Below are 23,966 nucleotides of genomic sequence, written 5' to 3'. Positions count from 1 at the left end.
GTGTGGGTCACAGGCGCTCCTAGTGGATCTTTACCTCCATGTGGACGAAGCGTGACTCCCGTCAGTTACCTTTTCAAGGGCCCAGTGCGGCAGATGTGGGAAATGTGACCTGCCGGATCGAGGTCACCCGTGGTTCTCCTGGGAACGCGCCCGCGGGTCACGTCTCCCTGGCGACCCCCCTGGCCCGCAGGTCGGCGAGGGAGTCGACGTACTTGAGTATGAGCCGGGCCAGATCCAGCCTGTCGCGCTCGCTCCAGTCGGCGGTGATGTACTCGAAGGCGTCGCGCTGGTGCTTGCGGAAGCGGGCCATCATGTCCGTGCCCTCGGGGGAGAGGTGCAGGATCGTGCGCCTGCCGTCCCGCTGCGAGGCGGCGCGCAGGAGGTAGCCGGCGGAGATGCAGTCGGAGACCATCCTGCTGGCCACCGACGGGTCGACCGCGAGGTGTTCGGCGACCGCGCCGACGGTGACCTCGTCGCCGCCTTCCTCGACGAACCTCAGCACCAGGGTCCTGCTCAGGTCCTTGGCGGAGATCGGGTTCTCCACCTCCAGCAGGGCCGTGCGGCGCAGCTTGGAGAAGGCGGGCCCGACGGCGTCCAGGAGCGCGCCGGCCTCGGCGTCGGTGTAGGTGTGCTCGCTCGTCATGTCCCCAGCCTACTTCCATGTCGGCCGACAGACATGTGTTGACGAACATTTATATGCATGACAGCATGCACATGTCTTCGATCAACGAAAGGACTTCGGTCATGACCGTTCTCGTCACCGGTGCCCGTGGCAGCGTCGCCAGCGCCGTCCTCGACCGCCTGCACGCCGCGGGCCACGCCGTCCGCGCCGCCAGCAAGAACCCCGCCGACCTGCGCCTCCCGGCGGGCGTCGAGGCCGTCGAGCTGGTCCTCACCGACCCCGGCACCTTCGAGGCGGCCCTGCGCGGCGTCAGCCAGGTCTTCCTCTACCCCGAGCCCGAGGGTGTCGACGAGTTCCTGCGGACCGCCGAGGCCGCCGGCGTCAAGCACATCGTGCTGCTGTCCTCCTCCGCGGTCCTCGCGCCCGACGCCGAGCACAACGGGCTGGCCAGGCCCAGCTTCCTGGTCGAGCGCGCCCTGGCCGCCTCGAACCTCACCGCCACCGTCCTGCGCCCCGACGCCTTCGCCGGCAACGCCCTCGCCTGGAGCCACGTCATCCGCCGGCGGCTGCCCGTCCAGCTCGCCTACCCCGAGGCCGCCGTCGCGCCCATCCACTCCGCCGACATCGCCGACATCGCGGTCGAGGCCTTCACCGGCGACACCCTCACCGGCAGGACCGTGGTCCTCACCGGCGCCCAGTCGCTCACCTTCCGCGAGCAGCTCGCGATCATCTCGCGCGTGCTCGGCCGCGACGTCGCCGTCGAGCACATCACCCGCGCCGAGGCGGAGCGACAGCTCGTCCAGCACGTGCCCGCCGAGGTCGCGACCTCGCTGCTCGACTACTGGGCGACCGCGGCCGAAGGCCCCGCCCCCGTCGCCGACACCACAGAGACTCTCCTCGGCACCCCGGCGCGTCCCTTCGAACAGTGGGCGCGCGAGAACATCGCCGCCTTCTGACCCTCCCCGAAAGGCCCCCCGCACATGTCCACCCCGGCTCCCCTCGCCGCGCCGCGAGCCCCCTCGCAGGCGCGGTCCTGGGCCGTCCTCTCGGTCATCCTGGCCGCCGAAGTCCTCGACCTGCTCGACTCCACCATCACCACCATCGCCGCCCCCACCATCGCCGCCGACCTGGACGGCGGCGAGCCCCTCATCCAGTGGCTCGGCGCGGGCTACGCGCTGTCCCTCGGCGTCCTGCTCGTCGTGGGCGGCCGGCTGGGCGACCGGTACGGCAGGCGGAACCTGTTCCTCATCGGCCTGGCCGGCTTCACCCTCGCCTCCGTCGCCTGCGGACTGGCCCCCGCCCCGGCCGCGATCGTCGTCGCCCGCCTCGTCCAGGGCGCCTTCGGCGCGCTGATCATCCCTCAGGGCTTCGGCATCCTGTCCGCCGTCTTCCCCCGCGAGCAGCTCGGCAAGGTCTTCAGCGTCTTCGGCCCCGTCCTCGGCCTGTCCGCCGTCGCCGGCCCCATCCTTGCAGGACTCCTCATCGAGAGCTTCGGCTGGCGCGCCATGTTCCTCATCAACATCCTGCTCGGCGGCGCCGCGATGATCGCCGCCGTCAAGCTCCTGCCCAAGGACGACGGCAGGCCCGGCGCGTCATTGGACGGCCTCGGCTCCCTCTACCTCGGCGCCACCATGATCGGGCTGCTCTATGGCCTGATCGACGGCTCGGCACACGGCTGGACCCTCGTCCCCTGGCTCAGCGTGGCCGCGGGGCTCGCGTTCTTCCTCCTGTTCTGCCGCCGCCAGGTCACCGCCGCCGCCCCGCTGATCGAGCCGTCCCTGCTGCGCAACCGCGGCTTCACCTCCGGCCTCCTGCTCGGCGTCGCCTTCTTCGCGGCCGTCTCGGGCCTGCTGTACGTGCTGTCGCTGTACCTGCAGCACACCCTGGGCTACAGCCCCAAGCAGGCCGCCTTCGGCCTCGCGCCGCTGGCCGCCGGCATCGTCATCGCCTCGGTCGCCTGCCACAGGCTCATCGGCAGGCTCGGCCGCAGGCTCATCCTCATCGGACTGCTCATCACTCTGGCGGGCACCACGCTCGCCCTCGTGCTGGTCTCCACCGGCTCACTGAACGGCTGGGTCGTCGCCCTGCCCGCACTGATCATCGGCCTCGGCATGGGCACCTGCTTCGGCACCGTGTACGACGTCACCATGGGCGACATCGACCCCGAACAATCCGGCAGCGCCAGCGGTTCCCTGGCCGCCGTCCAGCAACTGGCCAACGCGATCGGCGCCGCCGCCGTCACGACCGTCTACTTCCAGACCCATGCCGGCGGCGCGGCCCGCAGCCTCCTGGTGGTGGCCGCCGTCGTCCTGGTCTGCTGCGGCCTGGTCCGGCTCCTGCCCCGCAACGCTCGCCCCCACGGTTGATGTGATTTGCGTTGTAGCGCGCTCGAACTCCTAATGTCGCTTCCACCAGCGAAAACTCCGCGTCGGCCACGTCGGCGAGGACCCTCCAGGAGGAAGCATGACCCGGGACGAGCGGTTCGAGAACGGCCTGACAATGCTCCAGCGGATCGACGGCGAGGCAGGCCAGAAGGTCATCGACTCTCTGGCCGACATCTCGCCCGAGCTCGGCCACCAGGTCGTCGCCTGGGCCTTCGGCGACATCTACACCCGCCCCGGCCTGCCGCTGCGGGACCGCCAGCTCGTCACGCTCGGCGCGCTCACGGCGCTGGGCGGCTGCGAGCCCCAGCTCGAGGTCCACATCAACGCCGCGCTCAACGTCGGCCTCACCCCGCAGGAGATCGTCGAGGTTCTCCTGCACTCCGCCGTCTACTGCGGCATGCCCCGCGCTCTCAACGCCACCTTCGTCGCCAAGAAGGTCTTCGCCGAGCGCGACCTCCTGCCGGTCACCGCCCCCTGACCATCCGACCCACCGCCGCCGGCTCGCGGGTCGCCGCGGGAAGGTCGCGGTCGTCCGGAGCCCCGATCGGCCGCGGTCGTCCGGAGCCCGCCGCTCAGCCGCGGTCGCAGAGGGCGCGGTCGATCAGGTCGCCCGCGGCCTTCTCCTGCTCCAGCGAGCGCTTGTCGCCGAGCTGCGTGCTCATCGAGACCACGACGCTGCGCCTGCCGTCCGGCGTGACGCCCGTCCTGGCGCCATCGGGGTGGTCGCCGCAGGGGAGGGCGTGCTCGGGGCGCCCGGCGCGGGCTCACAGGCCTATCGCACCGTCGATCCGCTCACGGATCAGGTCGGCGTGCCCGTTGTGCCGGGCGTACTCCTCGACCATGTGGATGAGGACCCAGCGCAGCGACACTTTCCCGCGCCACGAGTCCTCGCCCACGATGTCGAGGGTGGGCGCGTCGGCCACGAACCGGTCGGCGAACGCCACCTCGGCGCGCCACGCCTCCCAGGCCGCGGCGACGACCGCGGGATCGGGCACCGCGCCGTCGAAGTCGTCGTCGGGCTCGCCTTCGAGGAGAAGCGGGGCGGCGCGTCGTGCCCGGCCATCACGCGCCGGAACCAGCGGCGCTCCACGTCGGCCAGGTGCCGGACCAGTCCGAGCAGCGAAAGGGTGGAGGGCTCCACGGATCGCCGGGACAACTCCGCGTCCAGGCCCGCGCACTTCAACTCCATGGTCGCGCGCTGTGCTCCCAGGAAGTCGAGGAGCATGGTGCGCTCGTCGGCGGTGGCGGGTGCGCTGAACCGGCGATCGTCGTCGGCTCCGGTGAATATCTCGGCTCGTCTGCGGGGGCTCGTCATCTCTCCATGATCGACCCTGACCGCCCCTTCCGGGAGCCCCGTTGGCAGATCGCCGAGGTCATCGGCGTGCGGGACAGCGCGATCTACGCGCACTTCCCCGGCAAACAGGCCATCTATGACGAGCTGTTCGCCGAGGGGGGACCGCCCCAGCTCGAGGTTCTCGACGTCGACGTGGAGGAGCTGGCGGCGGCGGGGCCGCGGCTCGCGGTGCCCGACCTGATCGACAGGCTGGTGGCCGTGTGGTCGAGCCCGCGGATGCGGCTGTTCTCCAGCGTGGTGCTTCGCGACGGCTCGGGAGCCGGCGGGCTCGGGGGGCTGTCGCTGGCGATCGAGGACGCCAAGGACCGGCTGGAGCCCCTGTTCCGCCGTTGGCAGGAGGCGGGGCTGATCCGCGCCGACCTGGCGCCCCGGCAGCTGGTGTGGGAACTGTTCGCACCGCTGCAGGTGCCGCGCTTCCTCTTCCTGCGCGCCGACGCCACCGACGCCGACGTGGCCACAGCCCGGCGGGCGATCGACGACCACGTGGCCTTCTTCCTGACCTGCGTCACCCCATCGGGGAGGGAAGGTCCCTCCGAAGAAAGGATCTAGGCATGCTTCCAGTCGTGGAGGAGATGCGCGAGCGGCCTCTCGGTTACATCGCTCCCGATCTCAGCCCTGTCGGCCTCGAGCTCCACCCCCAGCAGCTCGGCGAGGGCGTGTACGCCCTGATGGCCAACCAGCTGCCGAAGGACAACAACGGCCTGGTCATCGGTGAGAAGGCGGCGCTGGTGATCGACTCGGGGATCACCCCCGGGATCGGGCGCCGCATCCAGGAGATAGCCGCCGAGCTCACCGACAAGCCGATCCGCTACCTGGCCAACACCACCTACCACGGAGATCACACCTTCGGGAACGCCGCCTTCGGCGACGACGTCACCATCGTCTCCTCGCGGCTCAACAAGGCCGCCATGACCAGCCTCGCCGCCGAGAAGCAGGTACGCCGGGACAGCATGTACGGCGACGCCGACGTCCTGGACGAGGTCGTCACCTGGCGCGGTCCCGACGCGGTGTTCGACAGGTTCTGCGAGATCGACCTCGGCGGCCGCGTCGTTCAACTGTGGCACTTCGGTCCCGGCAACGGCTCGGGCGACACTCTCGTGTACGTCCCCGACACCAGGACCGCCTGGGGAGGCAACTTCCTGGCACCGGCGGGGATCACGCCGATGCTCCTGATCGGCGACCCCCTGGGATACGCCCGCACACTGCGGTCCGTGAAGGCCACCCTCGACATCGACGTCATCGTCCCCGGACACGGCATGTACGGCGAGGCCGACCCCGGCATCAGCTGGTTGCTGACCTATCTGGAACGGCTCGCCTCGGCCGTGTCGGCCGGGTCCGAGGCGGGCAAGCCCGTCGAGCGGATGATGGAGGACATTCCGCTCCGCGACGCCCTGGAGCTCCCACCGAGCGCGCCCGGCGCCGACAGGATCGCCCTGCTCATGCGCTCCCTGCACCGGTTGAACATCCTGCTCACTTACCGCTGGCTGCACGGCACCAAGCTCTCCGGCGCGGCCTGACCAGCCCGTGTGAGGCGAGACGCCCAGTCTGTCCACATTGAGGCACAAGTGAGCCCCAAGTGATCGTTTCTAGGTTTCCTTTCGAGGTCCTCCACGGGACCTCAGTGAAGAGAAAGGAACGATCATGTCGAAGATCACTATTGACGACCTGCCCTTCGGCGGCGCCGAGTTGACCGACGCCGAGCTGGGCCAGGTGGCCGGTAGCCGTCGTAAGGAGTGGGTCGCCAGCGCCTGGACCCTCGACGACGTGCCCTACGAGTGGTGGCTGATCTAGGCGTCACCCGCTGGGAGATCGGTGCGGCGGAACGGTGCTCCCGTTCCGCCGCACCTCACGGAATGGGACCGGGCAGTGATTCTGATTCTGAGCAATCGCGAGGACGGCGCGGCCGAGCGCGTGCTGGCCGCGCTCACGCGGCGCGGAGCCCGGCTGATGGGGCAGGACCGCGCGGACGGCGACGGGATGCCGGTGGTGTGGTGGGATCCGGGAGAGTTCCCGCGGGAGAGCCGGATCACCGCGGCGTTCGGCGGCACCGGCGGCCGGCGGCTCCTGCTGGACACCGGCGCGCGGACGATCGACCTGGCCGATGTGACGGCTGTGTGGCGGAGCCGGCCGAGCGCCCCCGCCCCGGCCGAAGCGGTGGCCGACCCGGCGCACCGCGCCTACGCCGCGGTCCAGGCCGAGCTCATGCTGGACGGGGTGTGGAGCCTGCTGCCGGCGCGGTGGCTGCCGGGGCGGCGGGCCGACGAGCTGCGGGCGCACAACAAGCTCTTTCACCTGGCGCGGGCGATCGAGCTGGGCTTCACGGTCGCCGACACGACGTTCACCAACGATCCGGCCGAACTCGCCGACGCCTACGAGGCGGCCGAGGGCCGGTTGGTCGCCAAGCAGCTCACCGCGGAGGCGTTCCGGATCGACGGCGCGCAGCACCGCGCGTACACGACGGTGATCACGCGTAGGCACCTGACCTCCCGGCACCGGCTGCGGCACGCGCCCGTCATCCTGCAGCCGTACGTCGACAAGTCCGTCGAGCTGAGGGTGATCGTCGTGGGACGGCGGGTCTTCGCCGCCCAGATCGACGTGTCCGCCTCCCGGATGGCCAGGGACGACTCCCGCCACTACGACACCGACCGGGTCGCCTACGGACCCTACGACCTGCCCGCCGAGGTGGCGCGGCGCTGCGCCCGGCTGGTCGCCGACGTCGGGCTGACCTACGCCGCGCTCGACCTGATCGTCACGCCCGGCGGCGACCACGTCTTCCTCGAGCTGAACTCCAACGGCGCGTGGGGACTCGTGGAGCTGTGGGCGGGGCTGCCGGTCAGCGACGCGATCGCCGACTGGCTGATGAACGGAGACAAGAGCTCGTGACCGCGTTCGCGACGGCCCTGGAGTCCGGGGCCGACCTGTTGTGCTCGCTGCCCAGGCGCAGATCGGGCGTCCCCGAGGCCCGGCTGGCCGCGGCCGAGTGGGCGGCGCGCCATCCGGCCGTGCGGGCGCGGCTCATCGTCGACCAGCGCCCCGGCACGCCCGTGGTGGACTACGACCTCGTCCTCGACCATCCGCGCGGCGGCACCGTCGCGCTGACCGCGCCGCCCGAGGACGGCCTGCCCTGGCTGGTCGACCACTCCACGCACTGGGCGGCGGGGCATCTGGTGACGGTCGACGACGTGCACGTGTCGGTGTCCCAGGCGCTGACCATGCTGCGCTCGCTGTCGCGCGGCGGGGCCACGCCGTACCAGGAGATCGTGGACCAGTGCCTGCTGGCCTCGGCGGTGGACGACACGCTCCCGGTGAGCGCGGCGGACCTGCAGGCCACGGCGGATGAGTTCCGGCGCGGGCGCGGGCTGCACGACAGGGCGGCGACGCTGGCGTGGCTGGAGTCGGCGGGCATGTCGGAGGAGCGGTTCGAGGCGTACATCACGGGGATCGCCCGGCGACGGCGCTTCCGCCTCGACAAGGAGGGCGAACTGGCCGCCGCCCGACTCGACGCGCGGCCCGGCGACTTCGCCCGGGTCAGGGCGGTGTGGGTCACCGGCGGCGAGCGGGTGCCCGCCGCGACCCCCGATGAGCTGTTCGGCAGGCTGGCCGAGCTCGGTGACGCGATGGTGACCGTGGGCACGCGTTTCGAGGGCGACCTGCCCGTGCCGATGCGCGGCGCGGCGCCAGGCGCGGTCGTGGGGCCGGTGCAGCTGCCGGACGGCGGATTCCTGACCGGCGCCGTGCTGTCCCGTACCCCCGCCGTCTCCGGCGACCCCGAGACGCTCGCCGCCGCGGGCCGCGCCGCGTTCGCCGACTGGCTGGCAGGGCGGCGGGCCGACGCCACCGTCGAATGGCACTGGTCGTGACCGGTCCGCGCGATTCCGACGAGCCGACCAGGGCCTACCGGGTGCCACGACCGCGTACGGCCGGCGTCGGCCCGCGCGGTGTCTACCGGGAGGAGGCGCTGCGCGGCCGGGCCGCCGCACGTGCCGCGGCCCGCCGGGTCCCTCTGGTGATCAGCGGTCCTTCGTTCGCGCTGCTCTGGGCCGTGGTGGCGCTCCTGGTCGCCGCCGGCGTCGCGCTGACCGCGCTGGCGCTCGGAACGCTGGGAGCGGGATCGTGAGGCGACGGTTCGCTCCTGGAACCCTGGGAGGGGGATCGTGAGGCGACGGCTGCCCGTGCTCCTGCAGAACACCCCGACCGAGTGCGGCGCGGCGTGCCTGGCCATGGTGCTGTGCCATCACGGCCAGCGCACCGCCCTGCACGAGATCGCCGAGGAGCTCCAGGTCGGCAGGGACGGGCTCAGCGCCAAGGCGCTGGTCGACGGGGCCCGCGTACGCGGCCTCAAGTCGCGGGCCTTCTCGCTCGCGCCGCAGGACCTGGCGCACGTGCCGATGCCCGCCGTCGCGCACTGGGAGTTCAACCACTTCGTCGTCGTCGAATCCTGGTCGCACGACCGCGTCGACATCGTGGACCCCGCGCTCGGCCGGCGCCGGTTGAGCGCTGAGGAGTTCGGCGCCGGGTTCACCGGGGTGCTGCTCGCCTTCGAACCTGGCGAGGGGTTCAGGCGAGGCGCGTCGTCGATGGCGAGCGCCTGGCGGCGCGAGTTCGTGCGCACGCTCTTCCGGCGCCGCCGCGGCCTGCTCGCCCAGCTCGTGGGGGCGTCGCTGCTGCTGCAACTGCTGGGGCTCGCCCTGCCGCTGTTCTCCCAGGTGCTGATCGACAGGATCGTCCCTTCGCGCGGCGTCGAGGTGCTGTCCCTGCTGGGCGGCGCCGTACTCCTGGCGGGGGCGGCCCAGTTCGTCATCGGTTACCTGCGCGCGGCGTTGCTCGTCGCGGTACGGGCGCGAGCCGACCAGGAACTGACCGAGGGAGTCGTCGGGCACCTGGTGGCCCTGCCGTACCGCTACTTCTCCAGGCGCGGCAAGGGCGACCTGGTGACGAGGGCGGCCAGCGTGTCCACCTTGCGCGACATCCTCACCGGGCAGGTCGTGGCCGCGCTGCTCGACGGGCCGCTCGCCGTGGGCTACCTGGTGCTGGTCTTCGTCTGGGACCCGGCCTTCGGGGCGGCGCTGAGCGGCGTCGCCGCGCTGCAGGCCGGTCTGCTGCTGGCCACCACCCGCAGGGTCAACATGCTCGCCCAGCAGGAGCTCAACGCGCTGTCGGCCTCGCAGAGCAGCCTGATCCAGGCCATCAGCGGCATCGAGACGCTGAAGGCGTCAGGCGCCGAGCGGAGGGCGGTGGCGCAGTGGTCGGCGCACTTCACCCAGCAGCTCAACGCGGACGTGCGCAGCGGCCTCACCAAAGGACTGCTCGAGGCCGGGCTGTCGGCCATCCGGGTGATCGCGCCGCTCGGGCTGCTCTGGCTCGGCGCGTGGCGGGTGATCGACGGCCAGCTCACGGTGGGCGCGCTGATCGCGCTCAACGCGATCGCGCTCGGCGCGCTGACCCCGCTCGGCTCGCTCATGACGGGACTGCAGAGCCTGCAGCAGGTGGGCGCCCACTTCGACCGGCTCTCCGACATCCTGTCGGCCGAGCCGGAGCCGGCCGAGGGCATCGAGGTCCTGCGCCTGCGCGGCGCGGTCGAACTGCGCGGCGTGAGCTTCAGGCACGACCCGCGCGGCCCCTGGGTGGTCAGGGACGTCTCGGTCGACATCAGGCCAGGGCAGAAGGTCGCCCTCGTCGGCGCGTCAGGATCCGGCAAGAGCACGCTGGCCAGGCTGCTGCTCGCTCTGTACGCCCCGGGAGCCGGCGAGATCCGCTACGACGGCGTCCCCGCGCGTGAACTCAACCTGCGCACGCTGCGCCGCCAGTTCGGCGTGGTCACCCAGGACCCCTCGCTGTTCAACGGATCCATCAGGGAGAACATCGCGCTCAACGACCCCGACGCGCCGCTGGAGCGGGTCGCCGCCGCGGCCCACCTGGCCGCGCTCCACGAGGAGATCATGGCCATGCCGATGGGCTACGAGACCATGCTGACCGACGGCGGCGGGCTGTCCGGCGGACAGCGCCAGCGGCTGGCCCTCGCCCGCGCCATCCTGTCCCAGCCGAAGATCCTGCTGCTGGACGAGGCCACCAGCAACCTCGACAGCGCGACCGAGGCGCTCATCGAGGCCAACCTGAGCCGCCTCACCCAGACCAGGATCGTGATCGCGCACCGGCTGAGCACGGTCAGGGACGCCGACCTGATCCTGGTCGTCCACGGGGGACGCGTCGTCGAGCGCGGCACCCACGCCGAGCTGATGGCGTCGCGAGGCGCCTACGCCCGCCTCGTCGCCGCCCAGGCCGTACGCGCCTGATCAGCGTGACGGGTGCCGGTCCTGGAGTTCGCGAAGGATCGCGGCCTGAACCTTGAGATGCGCCCATGCCGAGCAGCACCAACGACGAGACGGGCCCGCCTGCGAAGGAGGCGACCAGAACCAGGAGATCGCCCGCGTCGCCCCTGGAGTAGCGTTGCCGGCCGTGACGGACTTCATCTCCCTCCCCTTCTATGACCTGCTCCACGAGAACGGGCACGTGCCGGGGATCCGTGAGAAGCTTCCCCCGCTGCTCGCCGGGGTACGGCGCAGCATCCTGGAGATCGGAGCGGGAACCGGCCTGATCACCACGTCGCTGGCCGACTGGACACCGGCCGAGATCTTCGCGCTGGAACCCTCGACAGCCATGCGCGGGGTGTTGCTGTCCCGGCTGAGCGCGAGCCCGGAGCTGCTGCGGCGCGTGACCGTGCTTCCCTGTGACGCGCTGAGCGTGGACCTGAGCGAGCCGGTCGAGGCCATGGTGATGATCAACGTGATGTACGCCCTGGAGCCGGACTACCGCAGGAGGCTCTGGCCCGTGCTCGCGGCCCAGCTGGAACCCGGCGGACTCCTCGTCTTCACCTGGCGCGATGGCGGCCCCCCGTCGCCGCGCCCCCTCCAGGAGCTGGACTCCCGCCGGGTGGGGCGGCACACCTACGCCGTCCTGTCGGAGATTCTCGAGTCGGGCGAGGAGGCGTGCAAGGCCCGCTACCTCTATCGGATCACCGAGGATGACAAGGTGGTGAGCGAGGAGGAGATCGTCGGCCGGGCCTACCGTCCCGTGTGGGAGACGATCGAGGAAGAGCTGGTCACGGCGGGCTTCGTCCAGGCCGACGCGCCCGAAGGACTGCTCGCCTGGCGACTCGCCTGAGGCCCGGCCGCTCTCACCCGGAAGGAACCCCATGGCATCCACCACGCGCTTCCCCCTGGAACCCGCGCCCATCCCGTACCGCTCAGCGGCGGTAGCGGAAGTGAGGGATCGCTTTCACGGTGGCGTGCGTCGCGAAGGCGGCCTCGCCGCTGTCGTACTCCCACCACGCGTCTTCCAGTCGCGAATCGACGACGTTGCACGTGCTGCTGCGGGAATGGCCGCGCTTGATGGAGCCGAGATAGACGGCGCCCTTTCCCACGTAGCGTCCGTTGACCGTGAGGCGGCAGGTCCCGCCCACCCAGTCGATGGCGTATCGGCTGTTGTTCGTGATGGTGATGCGGATCTCGCACGCCGATTCACACCACCCGAAGCTGAGCTTGAGCCGTACACCGCCCACCGCGGCGGCGGCGGGGGGTGCGACCAGCGAGCCGGCGAGCAGAAGGCAACCTAAGAGTGCGACGAGTCGTTTCACGCATCCCCCCAAGAGGGCGCTCGGAGTAGGCCCCGCCAGGAGGGAGTCCCTGGCGCGGCGCACGAACGTGTCGGCGACATACGCAGCGTATGTCAGATACGTCTCGTATGCCACAGCCGGTGTCGCACTCCTCGGAGGACAGCGCTAGAAGGACAGCGCGCGGCGCAGAGCCGTGGCGAGTTCGGCGAACTGCCGCTGGGACACCTCGGCGGAAAGGATGGCCTGCGATCCGTGGAACGTCCCCGGCCACTGGTGCAGCTCGACCGGGACGCCCGCCTCCAGCAGGCGCAGCGCGTACGCGATGCCCTCGTCGCGGAGCGGGTCGAACTCCGCCGTGGCGATGTAGGCGGGCGGCAGGTCCGACAGGTCGTCGGACCGTGCAGGGGCGGCGTACGGCGAGGCGGGCGCGGAGCCGAGATAGTGCCGCCACCCGGCGGCGACGTTCCGGCGATCCATCCGCGGCGTGTCGGTGAACAGCCGCGCCGACACCGTCTCCAGCCGATCATCGAGCACGGGCTGGTTGAGCACCTGGTACCGGATCGCCGGCCCCTGCTCGTCGCGCGCCCGCAGCGACACGGCGGCCACGATGCCCGCGCCCGCGCTGGTCCCGCCGACCGCGATCCTCGCCGGCTCGGTGCCGAGCTCCGCGGCGTGCTCGGCCGCCCAGGTCAGTACGGCGTAGGCGTCGTTCAGAGCGGCAGGGAACGGATGCTCGGGAGCCAGCCGGTAGCCCACCGAGATCAGCACGGCGCCCGAGGCGTCGGCGAGCCGGGCCGCCCAGGGGTGTTCGGTGTCCAGGTCGCCCGTGACGAAGCCGCCGCCGTGCAGCCAGACGACGGCGCCGTGCGCCTCCTTCGGCCGGTAGATCCGCACCGGCACGTCCGGGTCGCCCGGGACCATGAGGTCCTCCATCTGCAGGCTCTCCGTGTCGGGCGCGGGAAGCGAGGCGACCAACTGGGCGAGGCTTCTGCGCTCGGCGGCGGGGTCGGCCAGATCGGCTCGGGGGATGAACGGGATGAACGCTTCGAGTTCGGGATCCATGACAACCATCCTCGCGACAGCCTCCGCGGGGATCATCCGCCATCCGCCGGGCATTCGGCCGCGATCACGCGACGATCGCCGCATGTTCTCCTGTCACGCAGGCGTTCGCCGTACGGCTGTCGGCGGACTCTGTGGCGGAAGGCGCGCCGACGAGCACGGATCTCGTGACGCTCGACATGAGGACGGCCGCCTGGCGCGAAGGGTGGCATGCTGGGAGGCCAGCGATCACAAGGAGAGCAGCGATGACCCACCCCCTCGGCACGCGGCCCGCGCCCCTGCACACCCCTATCAGCGCGGAGGAGAAGGTCAGGAGCGAGGCGAACTTCGCCCCCTTCGTCGCCCAGTAGCTCGTCGAAAACGGGCGGTTCAGGGTGAGCGCCGACACGCCGGAGTTGGTGGAGCTGTTCCAGGCGGTCGCCCACCGGGTGGGCGAGATGCTCCAGCGCCCTGTCGTCAGCTACGCCAACGGCAGGTACATGGTGATCACCTTCGGCGAGTAACCGGCTTCACCGGCCCGCTCGGCACAGCGGCGACCTTCCGGTCTCTAGACGCACGTCCAGCAATAGATCATCTGCTCTTCCGCCTGTGCCCGCCGGGCCAGACCTCTCAGCTCAGTGATCAGCGTCGTCAGGTAGCCGGCGTCAGGAGGCGTGAAGAACTCCTCGATCTGTCGCCACCGTTCGGCGAGCCCGGCCAACCGGTCGTCAGGCACGCCGGCCAGCGCGTCACGTAGATCGGCGGGCAGCTCCTCGATCCACGGTCCCTCGTGGTACGGGGAGTCCTCCGACAGCGCCTCCCACTCCTCAAGGCTCTTGGGCGCGCCCTCCGGCGGTGGATACAGCGCGACCGTCTCCACGAGACCCACGCTGTACGGAACGTCCCTGATGAAGGCGACAAGCTGTCCGAGAACGAGCCCGGGATCGATCCACTTGGCGTCCACGGCGTCGAAGGCCGGATTCGAGCGCCCCGCCCGGCCACTGTCCGGATGCACCACCGCGGCCTGCCTGTCAGCCGCGCGGTAATAGTCGTACAAGACCCCCAACTGAGCCTCCGGCCACGGTCACCCGATCTCCTGTGTCGAGCGAAGCCTAGGGTAATCGCACGTATGTACGAAAGAGGGCGCTGACGACCAGGCGCTCGGGGTCGAGCTCGGAACGAGGACGCAGGGGCGAACGCTCTCCGAAACGCGGGGCGCCCCGCCGGTCGCCGAGCAGGTGATCGGCGCCGGCGCCTGACCATGGCGGGACAGTACGCGCGCGACGAACAGGGTTCATGTCGCGAACGGACAAAGGCACCCCCTCCGACTTCTGCGTCCACGCCAACGGCAAACTCGGGACCGCCCTGTGATGCTTGCCGCCATGGGATATGCAGAGATCGTTTCCGCGATGGTCGCCGAGCTGGCGGGGCCCGGCGAGCCCGGACTGGCCGTGGGCGTGTACGAGCAGGGGGACCTGGTGTTCACGGCCTCGGCCGGCGAGGCCTGCGTGGAGTTCGGCGTTCCCGTGGACGCGCGGACGCGGTTCGACATCGCCTCCGCGAGCAAGCAGTTCACCGCGGCGGCCGCGCTGCTCCTGGCGCGGGACGGCAAGCTCGACCTGGACGAGGGCATCCATGTCCACCTGCCGGAGCTGAGCCTGCCCGTCCCTGTCACGGTACGGCAGTGCCTCCAGCACACCGCCGGGCTGCCGGAGTGGTACTCCCTGGTGACGGTGGCAGGGATTCCGCTGTACGCGTGCTCCGAGGAGCGGCTCGTCGAGCTGTTCACCGGGCTGCGGACGCTCAACTACCAGCCTGGGACGGCGTTCTCCTACTCCAACACCGGGTACGTCCTGACCGCCGCCGTGATCAGGCGGATCACCGGGCAGTCGCTGAACGAGTTCGCCACCGAGCGGATCTTCAGGCCGCTCGGCATGAACGACACGCTGTTCCGCGACGACGTCACCGCCGTGCTGCCCCGGTTCGCGCCCGGCTACAACTCCGACAAGGGCCTGGTCAGGGCCGACACGGTGGAGAGCGCGGTCGGCGACGGCGGCCTGGTCACCAGCGTCAGCGACCTGGCCCCCTGGTTCGGATTCCTGGCCGACGGCCGGGTGCTCGGCGCCGACCTGCGTGACCAGCTCGTCGAGAACACCGCGTTCAAGTACTCCTTCGGCATCTACCCGATCAGGATCGGCGAACTGGACGGGTTCGGTCACGCGGGAGGCGTCCCCGGGTACCGCTCCCAGCTCATCTACGTCCCGTCCGCGGGGATCGGCGTCTCCCTCCTGTCGAACCAGTCCCGCCACGACCCGGTGGCGATCGCCGCGAAGGTCGCGAGGATCGTGACCGGCCAGCCGCAACCGGTCGTGGACGCCACTCCGGGCGACGCCGAGGCGCTGGCCGGGCACTGGTTCAACGAGATCACCGACGCGGCCGTCGAGATCGAGCTCTCCGACGGCGGGATCAGATTCCAGGGCGAGGAGTTCACCCACCGCGCCGACGGCGTGTGGCGCGACGAGTCCGCGACCGAGCTGTGGCTCGCCGACGGCCGCCTCATGATGGGGACCGAGCTGATCCCTGCCCGGCAGATCACGATGGTCCGCAGGGAGCCCGCGACGGGCGCGCGACTTCCCGAGGGGAGCTTCCGCAACGCCGAGATCGGCGCCACCCTCACGATCGCCGACGGGCGGCTCGTGACCACCGGACAGCTTTCCCTCCCTCTGACCCCCGTCTCCGCCGACGCCTGGCAGGCAGGTCCGCTTGTCACCCTCTACCTCGAGGGCGGCGACCTGCTCCTGTCCTCGCACGGCGTGCGCCGGATGCGGTTCACCCCCCAAGAGAAGTGAGTCCCCTATGGCACGAATAGCGGCCCTCGTGGCCCTGCTCCTGCTGACCGGATGCGCCACAACCCAAGCCGCCGCGCCCAAGGACACGCTGGTCTGGGCCACCTCCCTCCCGGTCCACACCTTCGACATCGCGCACGGCTTCGACACCTCGACCCTGGCCCAGTTCTCCGTGCTCGACACGCCGGTCACCCTGGACGGCAACGGCCAGGTCGTCCCGTCGCTGGCCGAATCCTGGAAGGAGACCAAACCGGGCGTCTACGACTTCCAGCTCAGGAAGGGCGTGCGGTTCTCCGACGGCACGCCGCTGACCGCCGACGACGTGGCCTTCTCACTGAGAAGGCACCTGGACCCGAACGTCGCCTCCGAGGCGGCCAGCTACGTGGTGCATGTCAAGAGCGTGGAGGCCACCGGCGAGAACAGCGTCCGGGTCACGTTGCGCCAGCCGACCGCCGCCTTCCTGGCCGTCTCCGCGCTGGCCTGGCAGGTCGTGCCGCGCAAGCTGGCCGAGGCGCACCCCAAGGACCTGGGCAGCCCGCAGGTCGGCACGCTCGGCACCGGTCCCTACAAGGTCGCGAAGTTCTCGCTCACCGACGGCGTCACGCTGGTACGCAACGACCAGTACTGGGGCCCGAAGCCCGAGCTCGCCAGAATCGAGATCAGGACGATCAACGACCCGGAGGCGCTGCGCCTGGCGATCAAGCAGGGCAGCGTGGACGCGACCAGCGACGTGCCGATCCGTGACGCCCGCAAGTGGACCGGCATCCCCGGCGTCGCCACCGGCTTCTACCCGGCGAACTCGATCTTCTTCCTGTCGTTCGACGTGACCGACGGCCCGCTCAAGGACGTGCACGTCCGCCGCGCCATCGCCCACGCGATCGACAAGGACGCGCTGGTCAGGCTCGGTACCGGCGGGCACGGCTCCGCGGCCGCCGCGCTCCTGACCGCCCCGCAGCTCAAGACGCTCTACGGCGACAAGGGAAGCCCGCTCACCCGCACCTACCCGCATGACATCGGCAAGGCCAAGGCGGAACTCGCGCAGTCGCCGTACCCGGACGGCTTCGCCATGACCATCCCCTTCACGCCGAACAGTGAGGACGCCCTCACCATGCAGGCGATCATCTCCGACCTCGCCAAGATCGGCATCAGGATCACCGTCGAGTCCATGCCGGCCGACGCCTACCGCGCGCGGCTCATGGCCCACGACCGGGCCGGCATGCAACTGCACCGCCTCGTCTACGGCACGCCCGACCCCGGCGAGGTCCTGCCCGACCTGCTCAGCCAGGCCTCCGCCGAGCCGCAGGGGTGGAATTTCGCGCTGTACGGCTCCGCCGCGCTGGACGCGGCCCTCGACCGGATGCTCACGACGTCGGGCCCCGCGCGTATCCCGCTGGTCGACACGATCCTCAACGAGGTCGCCGAGCAGGTGCCCTACGTGCCGCTGTACTACTTCGACGGTGCCTACGCGCTCAACGAGAGGTTCACCATCAAGGTGAACGCGTGGACGCTCGACATCTTCAGCGCGATCCGCATGGCGGGCTGACATGCCCATGGTGACGTTCCTCGCCCGCAGGGTCGCCGCGGCGGTACTCCTGCTCGGGCTGCTGTCGCTGCTGACCTACGGCCTGCTCGCGGTCGCCCCCGGCAGCCCCGAGCAGGCCCTGCTGGGCAGCAGGCCCTCCACCCCGGAGACCCGCGCCGCCATCCGCGCCGAGTTCATGCTCGACGAGCCCTTCGTCGTCCGGTACGGCCACTGGCTCGGCAACGCCGTCCATGGCGACTTCGGCAGCTCGGTGTACTCCCGTGAGCCTGTGAGCAGTGTGGTCGGCGAGCGGTTCTCCACCACCGCGGGGCTGGCCGCCTACGCGGTCGGGCTCACCCTGGTCGTGGCCATCCCCACCGGGCTGATCGCGGGCATGCGGCGGGGGAGCGGCCTCGACCAGGGCATCACCTCCGCCGCGCTGATCGCCACGTCGGTCCCGTCCTACGCCCTCGGCATCGCGTTGCTGTACGGCTTCGCCGTGGCCCTCGGCTGGTTCCCGATGTACGGGTCGGGTGACCTCGCGCACCTGACCCTGCCCGCGATCGCGCTGGCGGCCGGGCAGGCGGCGTTCGTGGTCCGGCAGACCAGGGCGGCGGCGCTCGACCTGGCGAACCAGGACTACCTGACCTTCGCCAGGGCGCGCGGGCTCGGCCGGCGCCGCATCTGGGTCAGCTACGCCCTGCGCAACGCCTCGCTCCCGGTCCTGACCGTCGGCGGGCTGCTGCTCGCGGCCAACCTCACGGGCGCCGTCTTCGTCGAGCGGGTCTTCAGCCTGCCCGGTCTCGGATCGCTGCTGATCCAGGCCGTAGGGCAGAAGGACATCCCGGTCGTGCAGGCGCTGGTGCTCCTCGGTGGGACGGTCGTGGTCGTGACGAACCTGCTGATCGACCTGGCCTGTCTGGCCGTGGACGCCCGGGTCAGGCACGGGGTGATCGAGGCATGAGAGACCGCGTCGTGCTCGGTTCGGCTCTCGCCGTACTGCTCCTGGCGGCGCTCGCGGCGCTGTTCGGCCCGCTGGTCGCGCCGTACGACCCGGGAGCGCAGAACCTGGATCTCGGCCCGACAGGACCGTCGGCCGGGCACTGGCTCGGCACCGACGAGCTGGGCCGGGACATCGCCTCCCGGCTCCTGGCCGGAGCGGGGACCGCCCTGTGGGGGCCCGTCGTGGGCGCCGTCGGGACGACCGTCCTGGGTACGGCCCTCGGCCTGGCCGCCGGGTACTACCGGGGCTGGACCGACGCGATCCTCATGCGGGTCACCGATCTGATGATCGCGCTGCCCGGCCTGCTGGTCCTGGTCGTGCTGGTGGGTGTGGTCGGCGGCGGCTACGTGTGGGCGGTCGCCGCGCTGATCGTGCTGTCGGCCCCCAACGACGTGCGGGTCATCCGCAGCCTGGTGTTCGCCCAGCGCGACCTCGCCTACGTGGAGGCCGCGAGGACGCTGGGCCTGCGGTCCGGGCGGATCATGTACCGGCACATCCTGCCGAACCTGGCCCCGACCGTGCTCGCCAACCTGTTGCTGACCTTCGTCGCCGCGCTCGTGGCGCTGTCCGGGCTGTCGTTCCTCGGCATCGGGCTTCCGCCCGGAACCCCCGACTGGGGGCTGATGATCGAGGAGAACCGCCGCCTGCTCGATCTCAACCCGTGGGCGTCGCTCGCGCCCGCGATCCTGATCACCGTCGCCGCGACCGCCGCCACCCTGCTCGGCGACGGGATCTTCGACCGGCTGTCCGCGAAAGGAACGCAGCGTGCTGGAGATTGAGGATCTGCGGGTCCGGCACGGCTCCAGGCTGATCGTCGACGGCGTCGACCTGGAGATCGCGCAGGGAGAGACCTACGGCCTGGTCGGCGAGTCGGGCAGCGGCAAGTCACTGACCGCCCGCGCCGTCGTCGGGCTGCTGCCGCGCGGTATCACCGCCTCGGGTTCCATCCGGTTCCGCGATGCCGCGCTGTCGGGGGAGAAGGCGTTCCACGCGGTGCGCGGGCGGCGGATCAGCCTGCTCATGCAGGACCCGTTCGCCATGCTGAATCCCCTCCGTACGGCGGGCCAGACCATCGCCGAGTCCGGTGGGGCCGTACGGGAACGCCTGAGGGAGGTCGGCATCGACGATCCCACCGTGGCCAAGCGGTACCCGTTCCAGCTCTCCGGCGGCATGCGGCAGCGGGTCGCTCTGGCCGCCGCGCTCGCCCGCGATCCCGAGCTGCTGATCGCCGACGAGCCGACCACCGCGCTGGACGCGACCATCCAGCACGAGATCATGGAGCTGCTCGGCCGGATCCAGCGGGAACGCGGCATGTCCGTGCTGCTCATCACCCACGACCTGCGGGTCGCCTTCACGCTGTGCGACCGCCTCGCCGTGATGTACGCAGGGCGGATCGTCGAGCGGGGCCCCGCCCGCGAGATCGCCGCAGGTCCCGCGCATCCCTACACCGCGGGGCTGCTGCGCGCGCTCCCGTCGGCCGAGCGGACCCTGGCCACGCTGACCGGAATCCCGGGCAGCGTCCCTCCGGCGAACACCGTCCAGGATCGGTGCGCCTTCCTCGAGCGCTGCGACCAGGCGGCTCCCGAGTGCGGGGAGGCGCGTCCCGCGCTGCGACCCGTCGCCCACACGCGGGAGAGCGCGTGTCTGCTTCCGGTACGGCCTGCGCCCGAAACGCCCACTGACGAGAGGCGCCCCCAGGCTGTCGGCGGGACGTTGCTGAAGGTCGACGGGCTGCGGAAGGACTACCGGGCCGTGCGGGCCGTGCGGGATGTCAGCCTGGACGTCGCGGCAGGGGAGAGCGTCGGGATCGTCGGGGAGTCGGGGTCCGGCAAGACGACGCTCGCCCGGTGCGTGCTGGGGCTGGTGACGCCGAGCGGCGGGCGGATCGCGCTCGGGACCGGGGACCGGCCCCGGCACCGGCTCGTGCAGTGCGTCTTCCAGGATCCCTACACCTCGCTCAACCCCGCCAGGTTGATCGGTACCACGCTGGCCGAAGCGGCCGCGCAGGGACCGGCCGACGATCGTCCCACCCCCTCCGACCTGCTGCGGCTGGTCGGGTTGCCCGCCGCCTACGCCACCCGGCGGCCCGGCGGGCTTTCGGGAGGCGAACGGCAGCGGGTGGCGATCGCGCGGGCTCTCGCCGTACGTCCTGCGCTGCTGATCTGCGACGAGCCGGTGGCGTCCCTGGACGTGTCGGTGCAGGCGCACATCCTTTCGCTGCTCCGGTCGGTGAACCGCGACCTCGGGACGAGCCTGCTGTTCATCACGCACGATCTGGCCGTGGTCCGGCAGGTCACCGACCGGCTGCTGGTCATGCTGAACGGGCAGGTGGTGGAGAGCGGGCCGACGGCGGACGTGCTCGACGACCCCCGGCACGACTACACCCGGCGGCTGATCGCCTCCCTCCCGGAAATGACGTTCGAAGGGTAGAAAAGGTAGAGATGTACGACTTGGTATTGCATGGCGGCACGGTGTACGACGGGTTCGGGACACCGGGCAGGACGGCCGATGTCGCGATCTCGGGGGACCGGCTCGTGGCGGTCGGCCAGGGGCTCACCGGACGCCGGATGATCGACGTGACCGGCCTCGCGGTCGCGCCCGGGTTCGTGGACCCGCACAGCCACTCCGACACGGTTCCGTTCCTGGCCGACGCCCAGCCGTTCAAGCTCTACCAGGGCGTCACCACCGAGATCTGCGGCAACTGCGGGTTCTCGTGCGCCCCCGGTGATCCGTCGAGCTCGGACTTCACGCCCCTCGGCGACGGCGACGACCTCTTCGCGACGTTCGGCGGCTACCTGGACGCCGCCGAGGCCGCCGGGACGACCAACAACCTGGCCGTGCTGGTCGGGCACAACACGCTGCGCGTCATGGTCGCCGGCCTGAACCGGGACCTGCCGCGCGACGGGCGGGACCGGCTCCTGGCACTGGCCGAGGAGGCGTTCCATGCGGGGGCCTTCGGGTTCTCCAGCGGACTCGAATACGTGCCCGGCGCGTACGCGGGAACCGACGAACTGATCGCTCTGGCCCTGGTGGCGCGTCGGTGGAACGGGACCTACGCCACGCACATGCGGAGCGAGAGCGAGGGGCTGGCAGACGCGCTCGACGAGGCGATCGCGGTGGCGCGGGCGGCGGGGGTGCGGCTCCAGGTGTCGCACTGCAAGGCGTCAGGGCGGGCGGTCCACGGCTCGTCGGTCATGCTGCTGGACAAGCTTCGCCAGGCACGTCTCAGCGGCGTCGACGTCCGGGCCGATCAGTACCCCTACCAGGCCTTCAGCACCTCACTGGCGGCCGTGCTCCCGCCTGCCGTCCTCGAAGGCGGCATCGCCGAGCTGCGGGCGCGGCTTGCCGACCCGGCTCAGCGCAAGGCCTTTCGCGAGGTCGCCGAGGACCCGGCGAACGGGACCGGGGTCGGGTTCTGGCGCGAACTCCACCCGGACGACGTGCGGATCCTCGTCCACGCCGACCCGTCGATCGCCGGGCGTACCCTGGCCGAGACGGCGGGGGACGGCGACGCGTGGGACGCGCTCTGCGATCTGCTGATCAAGGACCCGGGCGCGGCCGGGGTCTTCCATACGATGCACGACGACGACGTGATGCGGATCATGGCCGATCCGCTGATCGCGATCGGTTCCGACGGCGGCCCGCCGGTCGGCCCGAACCATCCGCGCACGTTCGGAACGTTCCCGGTGTTCCTCGGGCGATACGTCAGAGATCGCGGGGTCGTTCCGCTGGAGGAGGCGATTCGCAAGGTCACCTCGGCGACCGCGACGCAGTTCGCGCTGGCCGATCGCGGCTGGCTCGGGCCAGGGGCCACAGCCGACGTCTGCGTCTTCGACCCCTCGGTCATCGACCACCCCGGCACCTACGAGGCGCCCGATCTCCGGCCGGTCGGCGTGCGCCATGTGCTGCTCGGCGGCCACCTGGTCATCGAGGACGGCGAGTTCACCGGAGGGAGGCACGGGCGGGTGCTGCGCCACGGACGATCATGAGCGCGACGCTGGGCGTTCTGCTCGACAGCCTCGGGCCCGAGCTGGTACGGCCGGTGACCCTGCCGCGGGGTACGGACGTCCCGGTCGGCGGTCCGGTGATCTACGACCCTGCCGAGCCACCGGCCGGACTCGAAGGCGCGGTCCTGCTGGCCGCGTCCAGGCCGTCGGCCGACGTGCTGCCGAAGCTGGTCGAGGCGGGAGTCGCGGCGGTCATCGTGAAGTCCGACGACGAACGCTGGGCCTCGGCAGGGACCGCCGTGCTCAGGGCCGCGCCCGAGGTGTCCTGGGGTCAGCTGTACACGCTGATCGACGCGCTGCTCGCCGTCGCTGGCCCCTTCGGACCCGGCGAGCCCGCCGACCTGTTCACGCTGGCCAACCAGATCGCGGCCCGGGTCGGCGGGGCCGTCGCGATCGAGGACCTGGCCATGCGGATCCTCGCCTACTCGACCATCGAGGGCCAGCGGATCGACGATCTGCGCAGGGACGGCATCCTTGGCCGCAGGGTGCCCGAGCACCCGACCCACGTCGAGGAGTACACCGCCGTCCTGCGGTCCGACGGCGCGATCTGGAGCCGCGAGCCTCGCGAGTTCCTGCCCCGCCTGGCCATCGCCGTACGCGCGCGCGGCGAGGCGCTCGGCACGATCTGGGCCGTCGAGGCGGACCGGCCGCTCGCGCCCGATGCCGCCGAGGTGCTCGCCGAGGCCGCCGTCGCGGCCGCACCGCACCTGGCCCGTGTCAACCTGGACGCCGACGAGGTACGGCGCCGAAGGACCGAGCAGCTCGGCAGGCTGCTGCGCGGCCTCGGGCCGACCGAGGAACTGGCCGCGGCGTTCGGCCTGCCGGCGGGCAAGCCGGTCACGGTCGTGGCGATCAGCCGTGGTGACCACGCCGTGGACGCGGTCTACGCGGGCGACCTGCTCCGTTCGGCGTTCGCCGCCTACCGTGTCCGCGCGGCCGCAGGAGCCGTGGACGGGCGGGCCTACGCGATCGTCTCCGCCGACTCCCGGGCGCCGCTCCTGCACCGGATCACCGCCGACGCGTTGGCGCAGGCCAACGAGCGGCTCGGGGACGGATGGCGAGCGGGAATCGGGCGGAGCGTGCCGCTCGTGGCCGTACCCGAGAGCCTGCGGCAGGCCGAGGCGGCGCTGCGCGTGCTCTACAGCCACCTGGGCAGGGGAGACATCGGCAGGCACGAGGACCTGGCGGCTCCGCTGCTGCTCCTCGACGTCGGCACGGCCATGCGCGAGCTGCCCGCGCTGACCGGTGAGCCGCTCGCCCGGGTGACCGAGCACGACCGTCGCCACGGCACCGACTACCTGCACAGCCTGCGGGCGTGGATCGCCTCGCACTACGACGTGCCCCGCGCCGCCGAGGTGCTCTCACTCCATCCCAACACGTTGCGCTACCGGCTGCGGCGCATCGGCGAGCTGATCGACATCGACGATCCTGACACCCGGCTCGTCCTGGCGCTGCAGCTGCGCCTGCGCGGGGACTCTCATGCGTGACGGCCGGAACTCCCCCATCACGGGATGAACTCGGTGATCCCGTCGCTCCACCCCTGATGATCGCGCCGGTCACCGGACTCACCTGTGACGG

The 23,966-nt window shown here is 71.3% G+C and carries 24 protein-coding genes and 1 pseudogene; 19 read left to right on the top strand and 6 right to left on the bottom strand.

The features are described 5' to 3' along the window. Positions 1–157: 157 nt before the first annotated feature. A complete protein-coding gene (locus AC3EO4_RS06725) occupies positions 158–643 on the bottom strand; it encodes a MarR family winged helix-turn-helix transcriptional regulator (RefSeq protein WP_379573203.1) in 486 nt (161 codons plus the stop codon). A gap of 101 nt (positions 644–744) precedes the next feature. On the opposite strand from AC3EO4_RS06725, the gene AC3EO4_RS06720 reads away from it, so the two are divergent. From AC3EO4_RS06720 to AC3EO4_RS06710, 3 genes are all read left to right on the top strand, one after another. Next, positions 745–1,578 carry an SDR family oxidoreductase gene (locus tag AC3EO4_RS06720; RefSeq protein ID WP_431894307.1) on the top strand — a complete coding sequence of 278 codons (834 nt, stop codon included), beginning with the start codon at positions 745–747 and terminating at the stop codon, positions 1,576–1,578. 24 nt (positions 1,579–1,602) lie between these two features. Then, on the top strand, positions 1,603–2,988 hold the full coding sequence (locus AC3EO4_RS06715; protein WP_431894305.1) for a DHA2 family efflux MFS transporter permease subunit: 1,386 nt from the start codon (positions 1,603–1,605) through the stop codon (positions 2,986–2,988). A 97-nt stretch (positions 2,989–3,085) separates the two neighbouring features. After that, on the top strand, positions 3,086–3,484 hold the full coding sequence (locus AC3EO4_RS06710) for a carboxymuconolactone decarboxylase family protein (protein WP_431894303.1): 399 nt from the start codon (positions 3,086–3,088) through the stop codon (positions 3,482–3,484). A 286-nt stretch (positions 3,485–3,770) separates the two neighbouring features. Here the strand turns inward: AC3EO4_RS06710 and AC3EO4_RS06705 are convergent, their stop codons facing one another. Both AC3EO4_RS06705 and AC3EO4_RS06700 read right to left on the bottom strand, forming a co-directional pair. After that, positions 3,771–4,001, bottom strand: coding sequence for a mycothiol transferase (locus tag AC3EO4_RS06705; protein ID WP_431894301.1), 231 nt, complete (start codon positions 3,999–4,001; stop codon positions 3,771–3,773). Positions 4,002–4,105: 104 nt separating this feature from the next. Beyond that, a pseudogene (locus AC3EO4_RS06700) lies at positions 4,106–4,195 on the bottom strand (hypothetical protein); the annotation flags it as partial. A 132-nt stretch (positions 4,196–4,327) separates the two neighbouring features. Between AC3EO4_RS06700 and AC3EO4_RS06695 the strand changes: the two are divergent. From AC3EO4_RS06695 to AC3EO4_RS06660, 8 genes are all read left to right on the top strand, one after another. Beyond that, positions 4,328–4,909 carry a TetR/AcrR family transcriptional regulator gene (locus AC3EO4_RS06695; RefSeq protein ID WP_379573198.1) on the top strand — a complete coding sequence of 194 codons (582 nt, stop codon included), beginning with the start codon at positions 4,328–4,330 and terminating at the stop codon, positions 4,907–4,909. Positions 4,910–4,911: 2 nt separating this feature from the next. Next, entirely contained in the window at positions 4,912–5,877 is a 966-nt protein-coding gene (locus AC3EO4_RS06690) for an MBL fold metallo-hydrolase (RefSeq protein WP_379573197.1), read from the top strand. A gap of 124 nt (positions 5,878–6,001) precedes the next feature. After that, entirely contained in the window at positions 6,002–6,151 is a 150-nt protein-coding gene (locus tag AC3EO4_RS06685) for a putative ATP-grasp target RiPP (protein WP_379573196.1), read from the top strand. A 75-nt stretch (positions 6,152–6,226) separates the two neighbouring features. After that, positions 6,227–7,243, top strand: coding sequence for an MvdC/MvdD family ATP grasp protein (locus AC3EO4_RS06680; protein WP_379573195.1), 1,017 nt, complete (start codon positions 6,227–6,229; stop codon positions 7,241–7,243). Further along, positions 7,240–8,220 carry a TIGR04500 family putative peptide maturation system protein gene (locus AC3EO4_RS06675; RefSeq protein ID WP_431894299.1) on the top strand — a complete coding sequence of 327 codons (981 nt, stop codon included), beginning with the start codon at positions 7,240–7,242 and terminating at the stop codon, positions 8,218–8,220. Before AC3EO4_RS06680 ends, AC3EO4_RS06675 begins: the two co-directional genes overlap by 4 nt. Then, positions 8,205–8,477, top strand: a complete 273-nt coding sequence (locus AC3EO4_RS06670) for a hypothetical protein (RefSeq protein ID WP_379573193.1) — start codon at positions 8,205–8,207, stop codon at positions 8,475–8,477. The genes AC3EO4_RS06675 and AC3EO4_RS06670 overlap by 16 nt, the downstream gene beginning before the upstream one ends. 37 nt (positions 8,478–8,514) lie before the next feature. Next, a complete protein-coding gene (locus tag AC3EO4_RS06665; RefSeq protein WP_431894298.1) occupies positions 8,515–10,653 on the top strand; it encodes a peptidase domain-containing ABC transporter in 2,139 nt (712 codons plus the stop codon). 163 nt (positions 10,654–10,816) lie between these two features. Beyond that, positions 10,817–11,521: a class I SAM-dependent methyltransferase gene (locus AC3EO4_RS06660; RefSeq protein ID WP_379573191.1), complete on the top strand. Its 705-nt coding sequence runs from the start codon at positions 10,817–10,819 to the stop codon at positions 11,519–11,521. Positions 11,522–11,603: 82 nt separating this feature from the next. Here AC3EO4_RS06660 and AC3EO4_RS06655 read toward each other — a convergent pair whose 3' ends face one another. Both AC3EO4_RS06655 and AC3EO4_RS06650 read right to left on the bottom strand, forming a co-directional pair. Beyond that, complete coding sequence (locus AC3EO4_RS06655) at positions 11,604–11,993, bottom strand: hypothetical protein (RefSeq protein ID WP_431894296.1); 390 nt, start codon at positions 11,991–11,993, stop codon at positions 11,604–11,606. Positions 11,994–12,137: 144 nt separating this feature from the next. After that, positions 12,138–13,034, bottom strand: coding sequence for an alpha/beta hydrolase (locus tag AC3EO4_RS06650; RefSeq protein WP_379573189.1), 897 nt, complete (start codon positions 13,032–13,034; stop codon positions 12,138–12,140). Between the two features lie 371 nt (positions 13,035–13,405). Between AC3EO4_RS06650 and AC3EO4_RS06645 the strand changes: the two genes are divergently transcribed. Beyond that, positions 13,406–13,534, top strand: a complete 129-nt coding sequence (locus AC3EO4_RS06645; RefSeq protein WP_431894294.1) for a hypothetical protein — start codon at positions 13,406–13,408, stop codon at positions 13,532–13,534. A 44-nt stretch (positions 13,535–13,578) separates the two neighbouring features. On the opposite strand, the gene AC3EO4_RS06640 is transcribed toward AC3EO4_RS06645, so the two are convergent. Next, positions 13,579–14,067, bottom strand: coding sequence for a hypothetical protein (locus tag AC3EO4_RS06640; protein WP_431894293.1), 489 nt, complete (start codon positions 14,065–14,067; stop codon positions 13,579–13,581). Between the two features lie 325 nt (positions 14,068–14,392). Here AC3EO4_RS06640 and AC3EO4_RS06635 point away from each other — a divergent pair, with 325 nt between their 5' ends. From AC3EO4_RS06635 to AC3EO4_RS06605, 7 genes are read left to right on the top strand one after another with little or no spacing between them, the layout of a single operon-like run. After that, positions 14,393–15,859 (top strand): serine hydrolase domain-containing protein, encoded by a 1,467-nt coding sequence (locus AC3EO4_RS06635; RefSeq protein ID WP_431894292.1) that lies wholly within the window; start codon positions 14,393–14,395, stop codon positions 15,857–15,859. A gap of 7 nt (positions 15,860–15,866) precedes the next feature. After that, on the top strand, positions 15,867–17,399 hold the full coding sequence (locus AC3EO4_RS06630; protein WP_431894290.1) for an ABC transporter substrate-binding protein: 1,533 nt from the start codon (positions 15,867–15,869) through the stop codon (positions 17,397–17,399). 1 nt (position 17,400) lies between these two features. Further along, positions 17,401–18,342 carry an ABC transporter permease gene (locus tag AC3EO4_RS06625; protein ID WP_379573185.1) on the top strand — a complete coding sequence of 314 codons (942 nt, stop codon included), beginning with the start codon at positions 17,401–17,403 and terminating at the stop codon, positions 18,340–18,342. Continuing rightward, a complete protein-coding gene (locus AC3EO4_RS06620; RefSeq protein WP_431894288.1) occupies positions 18,339–19,160 on the top strand; it encodes an ABC transporter permease in 822 nt (273 codons plus the stop codon). The genes AC3EO4_RS06625 and AC3EO4_RS06620 overlap by 4 nt, the downstream gene beginning before the upstream one ends. Next, the gene (locus tag AC3EO4_RS06615) at positions 19,147–20,811 is read left to right on the top strand and encodes an ABC transporter ATP-binding protein (RefSeq protein ID WP_431894286.1); all 1,665 of its coding nucleotides are present in this window, start codon (positions 19,147–19,149) and stop codon (positions 20,809–20,811) included. The genes AC3EO4_RS06620 and AC3EO4_RS06615 overlap by 14 nt, the downstream gene beginning before the upstream one ends. An 11-nt stretch (positions 20,812–20,822) precedes the next feature. Beyond that, the gene (locus AC3EO4_RS06610; protein WP_431894285.1) at positions 20,823–22,370 is read left to right on the top strand and encodes an N-acyl-D-amino-acid deacylase family protein; all 1,548 of its coding nucleotides are present in this window, start codon (positions 20,823–20,825) and stop codon (positions 22,368–22,370) included. Continuing rightward, the gene (locus AC3EO4_RS06605; protein ID WP_379573181.1) at positions 22,367–23,875 is read left to right on the top strand and encodes a PucR family transcriptional regulator; all 1,509 of its coding nucleotides are present in this window, start codon (positions 22,367–22,369) and stop codon (positions 23,873–23,875) included. Before AC3EO4_RS06610 ends, AC3EO4_RS06605 begins: the two co-directional genes overlap by 4 nt. Positions 23,876–23,966 lie beyond the last annotated feature (91 nt).

The organism is Nonomuraea sp. bgisy101, from assembly GCF_057708945.1.
Note: the sequence above shows the minus strand (reverse complement) of the source record. Positions and strands in the feature narration are given on the sequence as shown.

Excerpts from the sequence above, each read along its gene's own strand:
- AC3EO4_RS06725 (WP_379573203.1), bottom strand. The coding sequence starts at position 643 with ATGACGAGCGAGCACACCTACACCGACGCCGAGGCCGGCGCGCTCCTG.
- AC3EO4_RS06720 (WP_431894307.1), top strand. The coding sequence starts at position 745 with ATGACCGTTCTCGTCACCGGTGCCCGTGGCAGCGTCGCCAGCGCCGTC.
- AC3EO4_RS06715 (WP_431894305.1), top strand. The coding sequence starts at position 1,603 with ATGTCCACCCCGGCTCCCCTCGCCGCGCCGCGAGCCCCCTCGCAGGCG.
- AC3EO4_RS06710 (WP_431894303.1), top strand. The coding sequence starts at position 3,086 with ATGACCCGGGACGAGCGGTTCGAGAACGGCCTGACAATGCTCCAGCGG.
- AC3EO4_RS06695 (WP_379573198.1), top strand. The coding sequence starts at position 4,328 with ATGATCGACCCTGACCGCCCCTTCCGGGAGCCCCGTTGGCAGATCGCC.
- AC3EO4_RS06690 (WP_379573197.1), top strand. The coding sequence starts at position 4,912 with ATGCTTCCAGTCGTGGAGGAGATGCGCGAGCGGCCTCTCGGTTACATC.
- AC3EO4_RS06685 (WP_379573196.1), top strand. The coding sequence starts at position 6,002 with ATGTCGAAGATCACTATTGACGACCTGCCCTTCGGCGGCGCCGAGTTG.
- AC3EO4_RS06670 (WP_379573193.1), top strand. The coding sequence starts at position 8,205 with ATGGCACTGGTCGTGACCGGTCCGCGCGATTCCGACGAGCCGACCAGG.
- AC3EO4_RS06650 (WP_379573189.1), bottom strand. The coding sequence starts at position 13,034 with ATGGATCCCGAACTCGAAGCGTTCATCCCGTTCATCCCCCGAGCCGAT.
- AC3EO4_RS06635 (WP_431894292.1), top strand. The coding sequence starts at position 14,393 with ATGGGATATGCAGAGATCGTTTCCGCGATGGTCGCCGAGCTGGCGGGG.
- AC3EO4_RS06630 (WP_431894290.1), top strand. The coding sequence starts at position 15,867 with ATGGCACGAATAGCGGCCCTCGTGGCCCTGCTCCTGCTGACCGGATGC.
- AC3EO4_RS06625 (WP_379573185.1), top strand. The coding sequence starts at position 17,401 with ATGCCCATGGTGACGTTCCTCGCCCGCAGGGTCGCCGCGGCGGTACTC.
- AC3EO4_RS06620 (WP_431894288.1), top strand. The coding sequence starts at position 18,339 with ATGAGAGACCGCGTCGTGCTCGGTTCGGCTCTCGCCGTACTGCTCCTG.
- AC3EO4_RS06610 (WP_431894285.1), top strand. The coding sequence starts at position 20,823 with ATGTACGACTTGGTATTGCATGGCGGCACGGTGTACGACGGGTTCGGG.
- AC3EO4_RS06605 (WP_379573181.1), top strand. The coding sequence starts at position 22,367 with ATGAGCGCGACGCTGGGCGTTCTGCTCGACAGCCTCGGGCCCGAGCTG.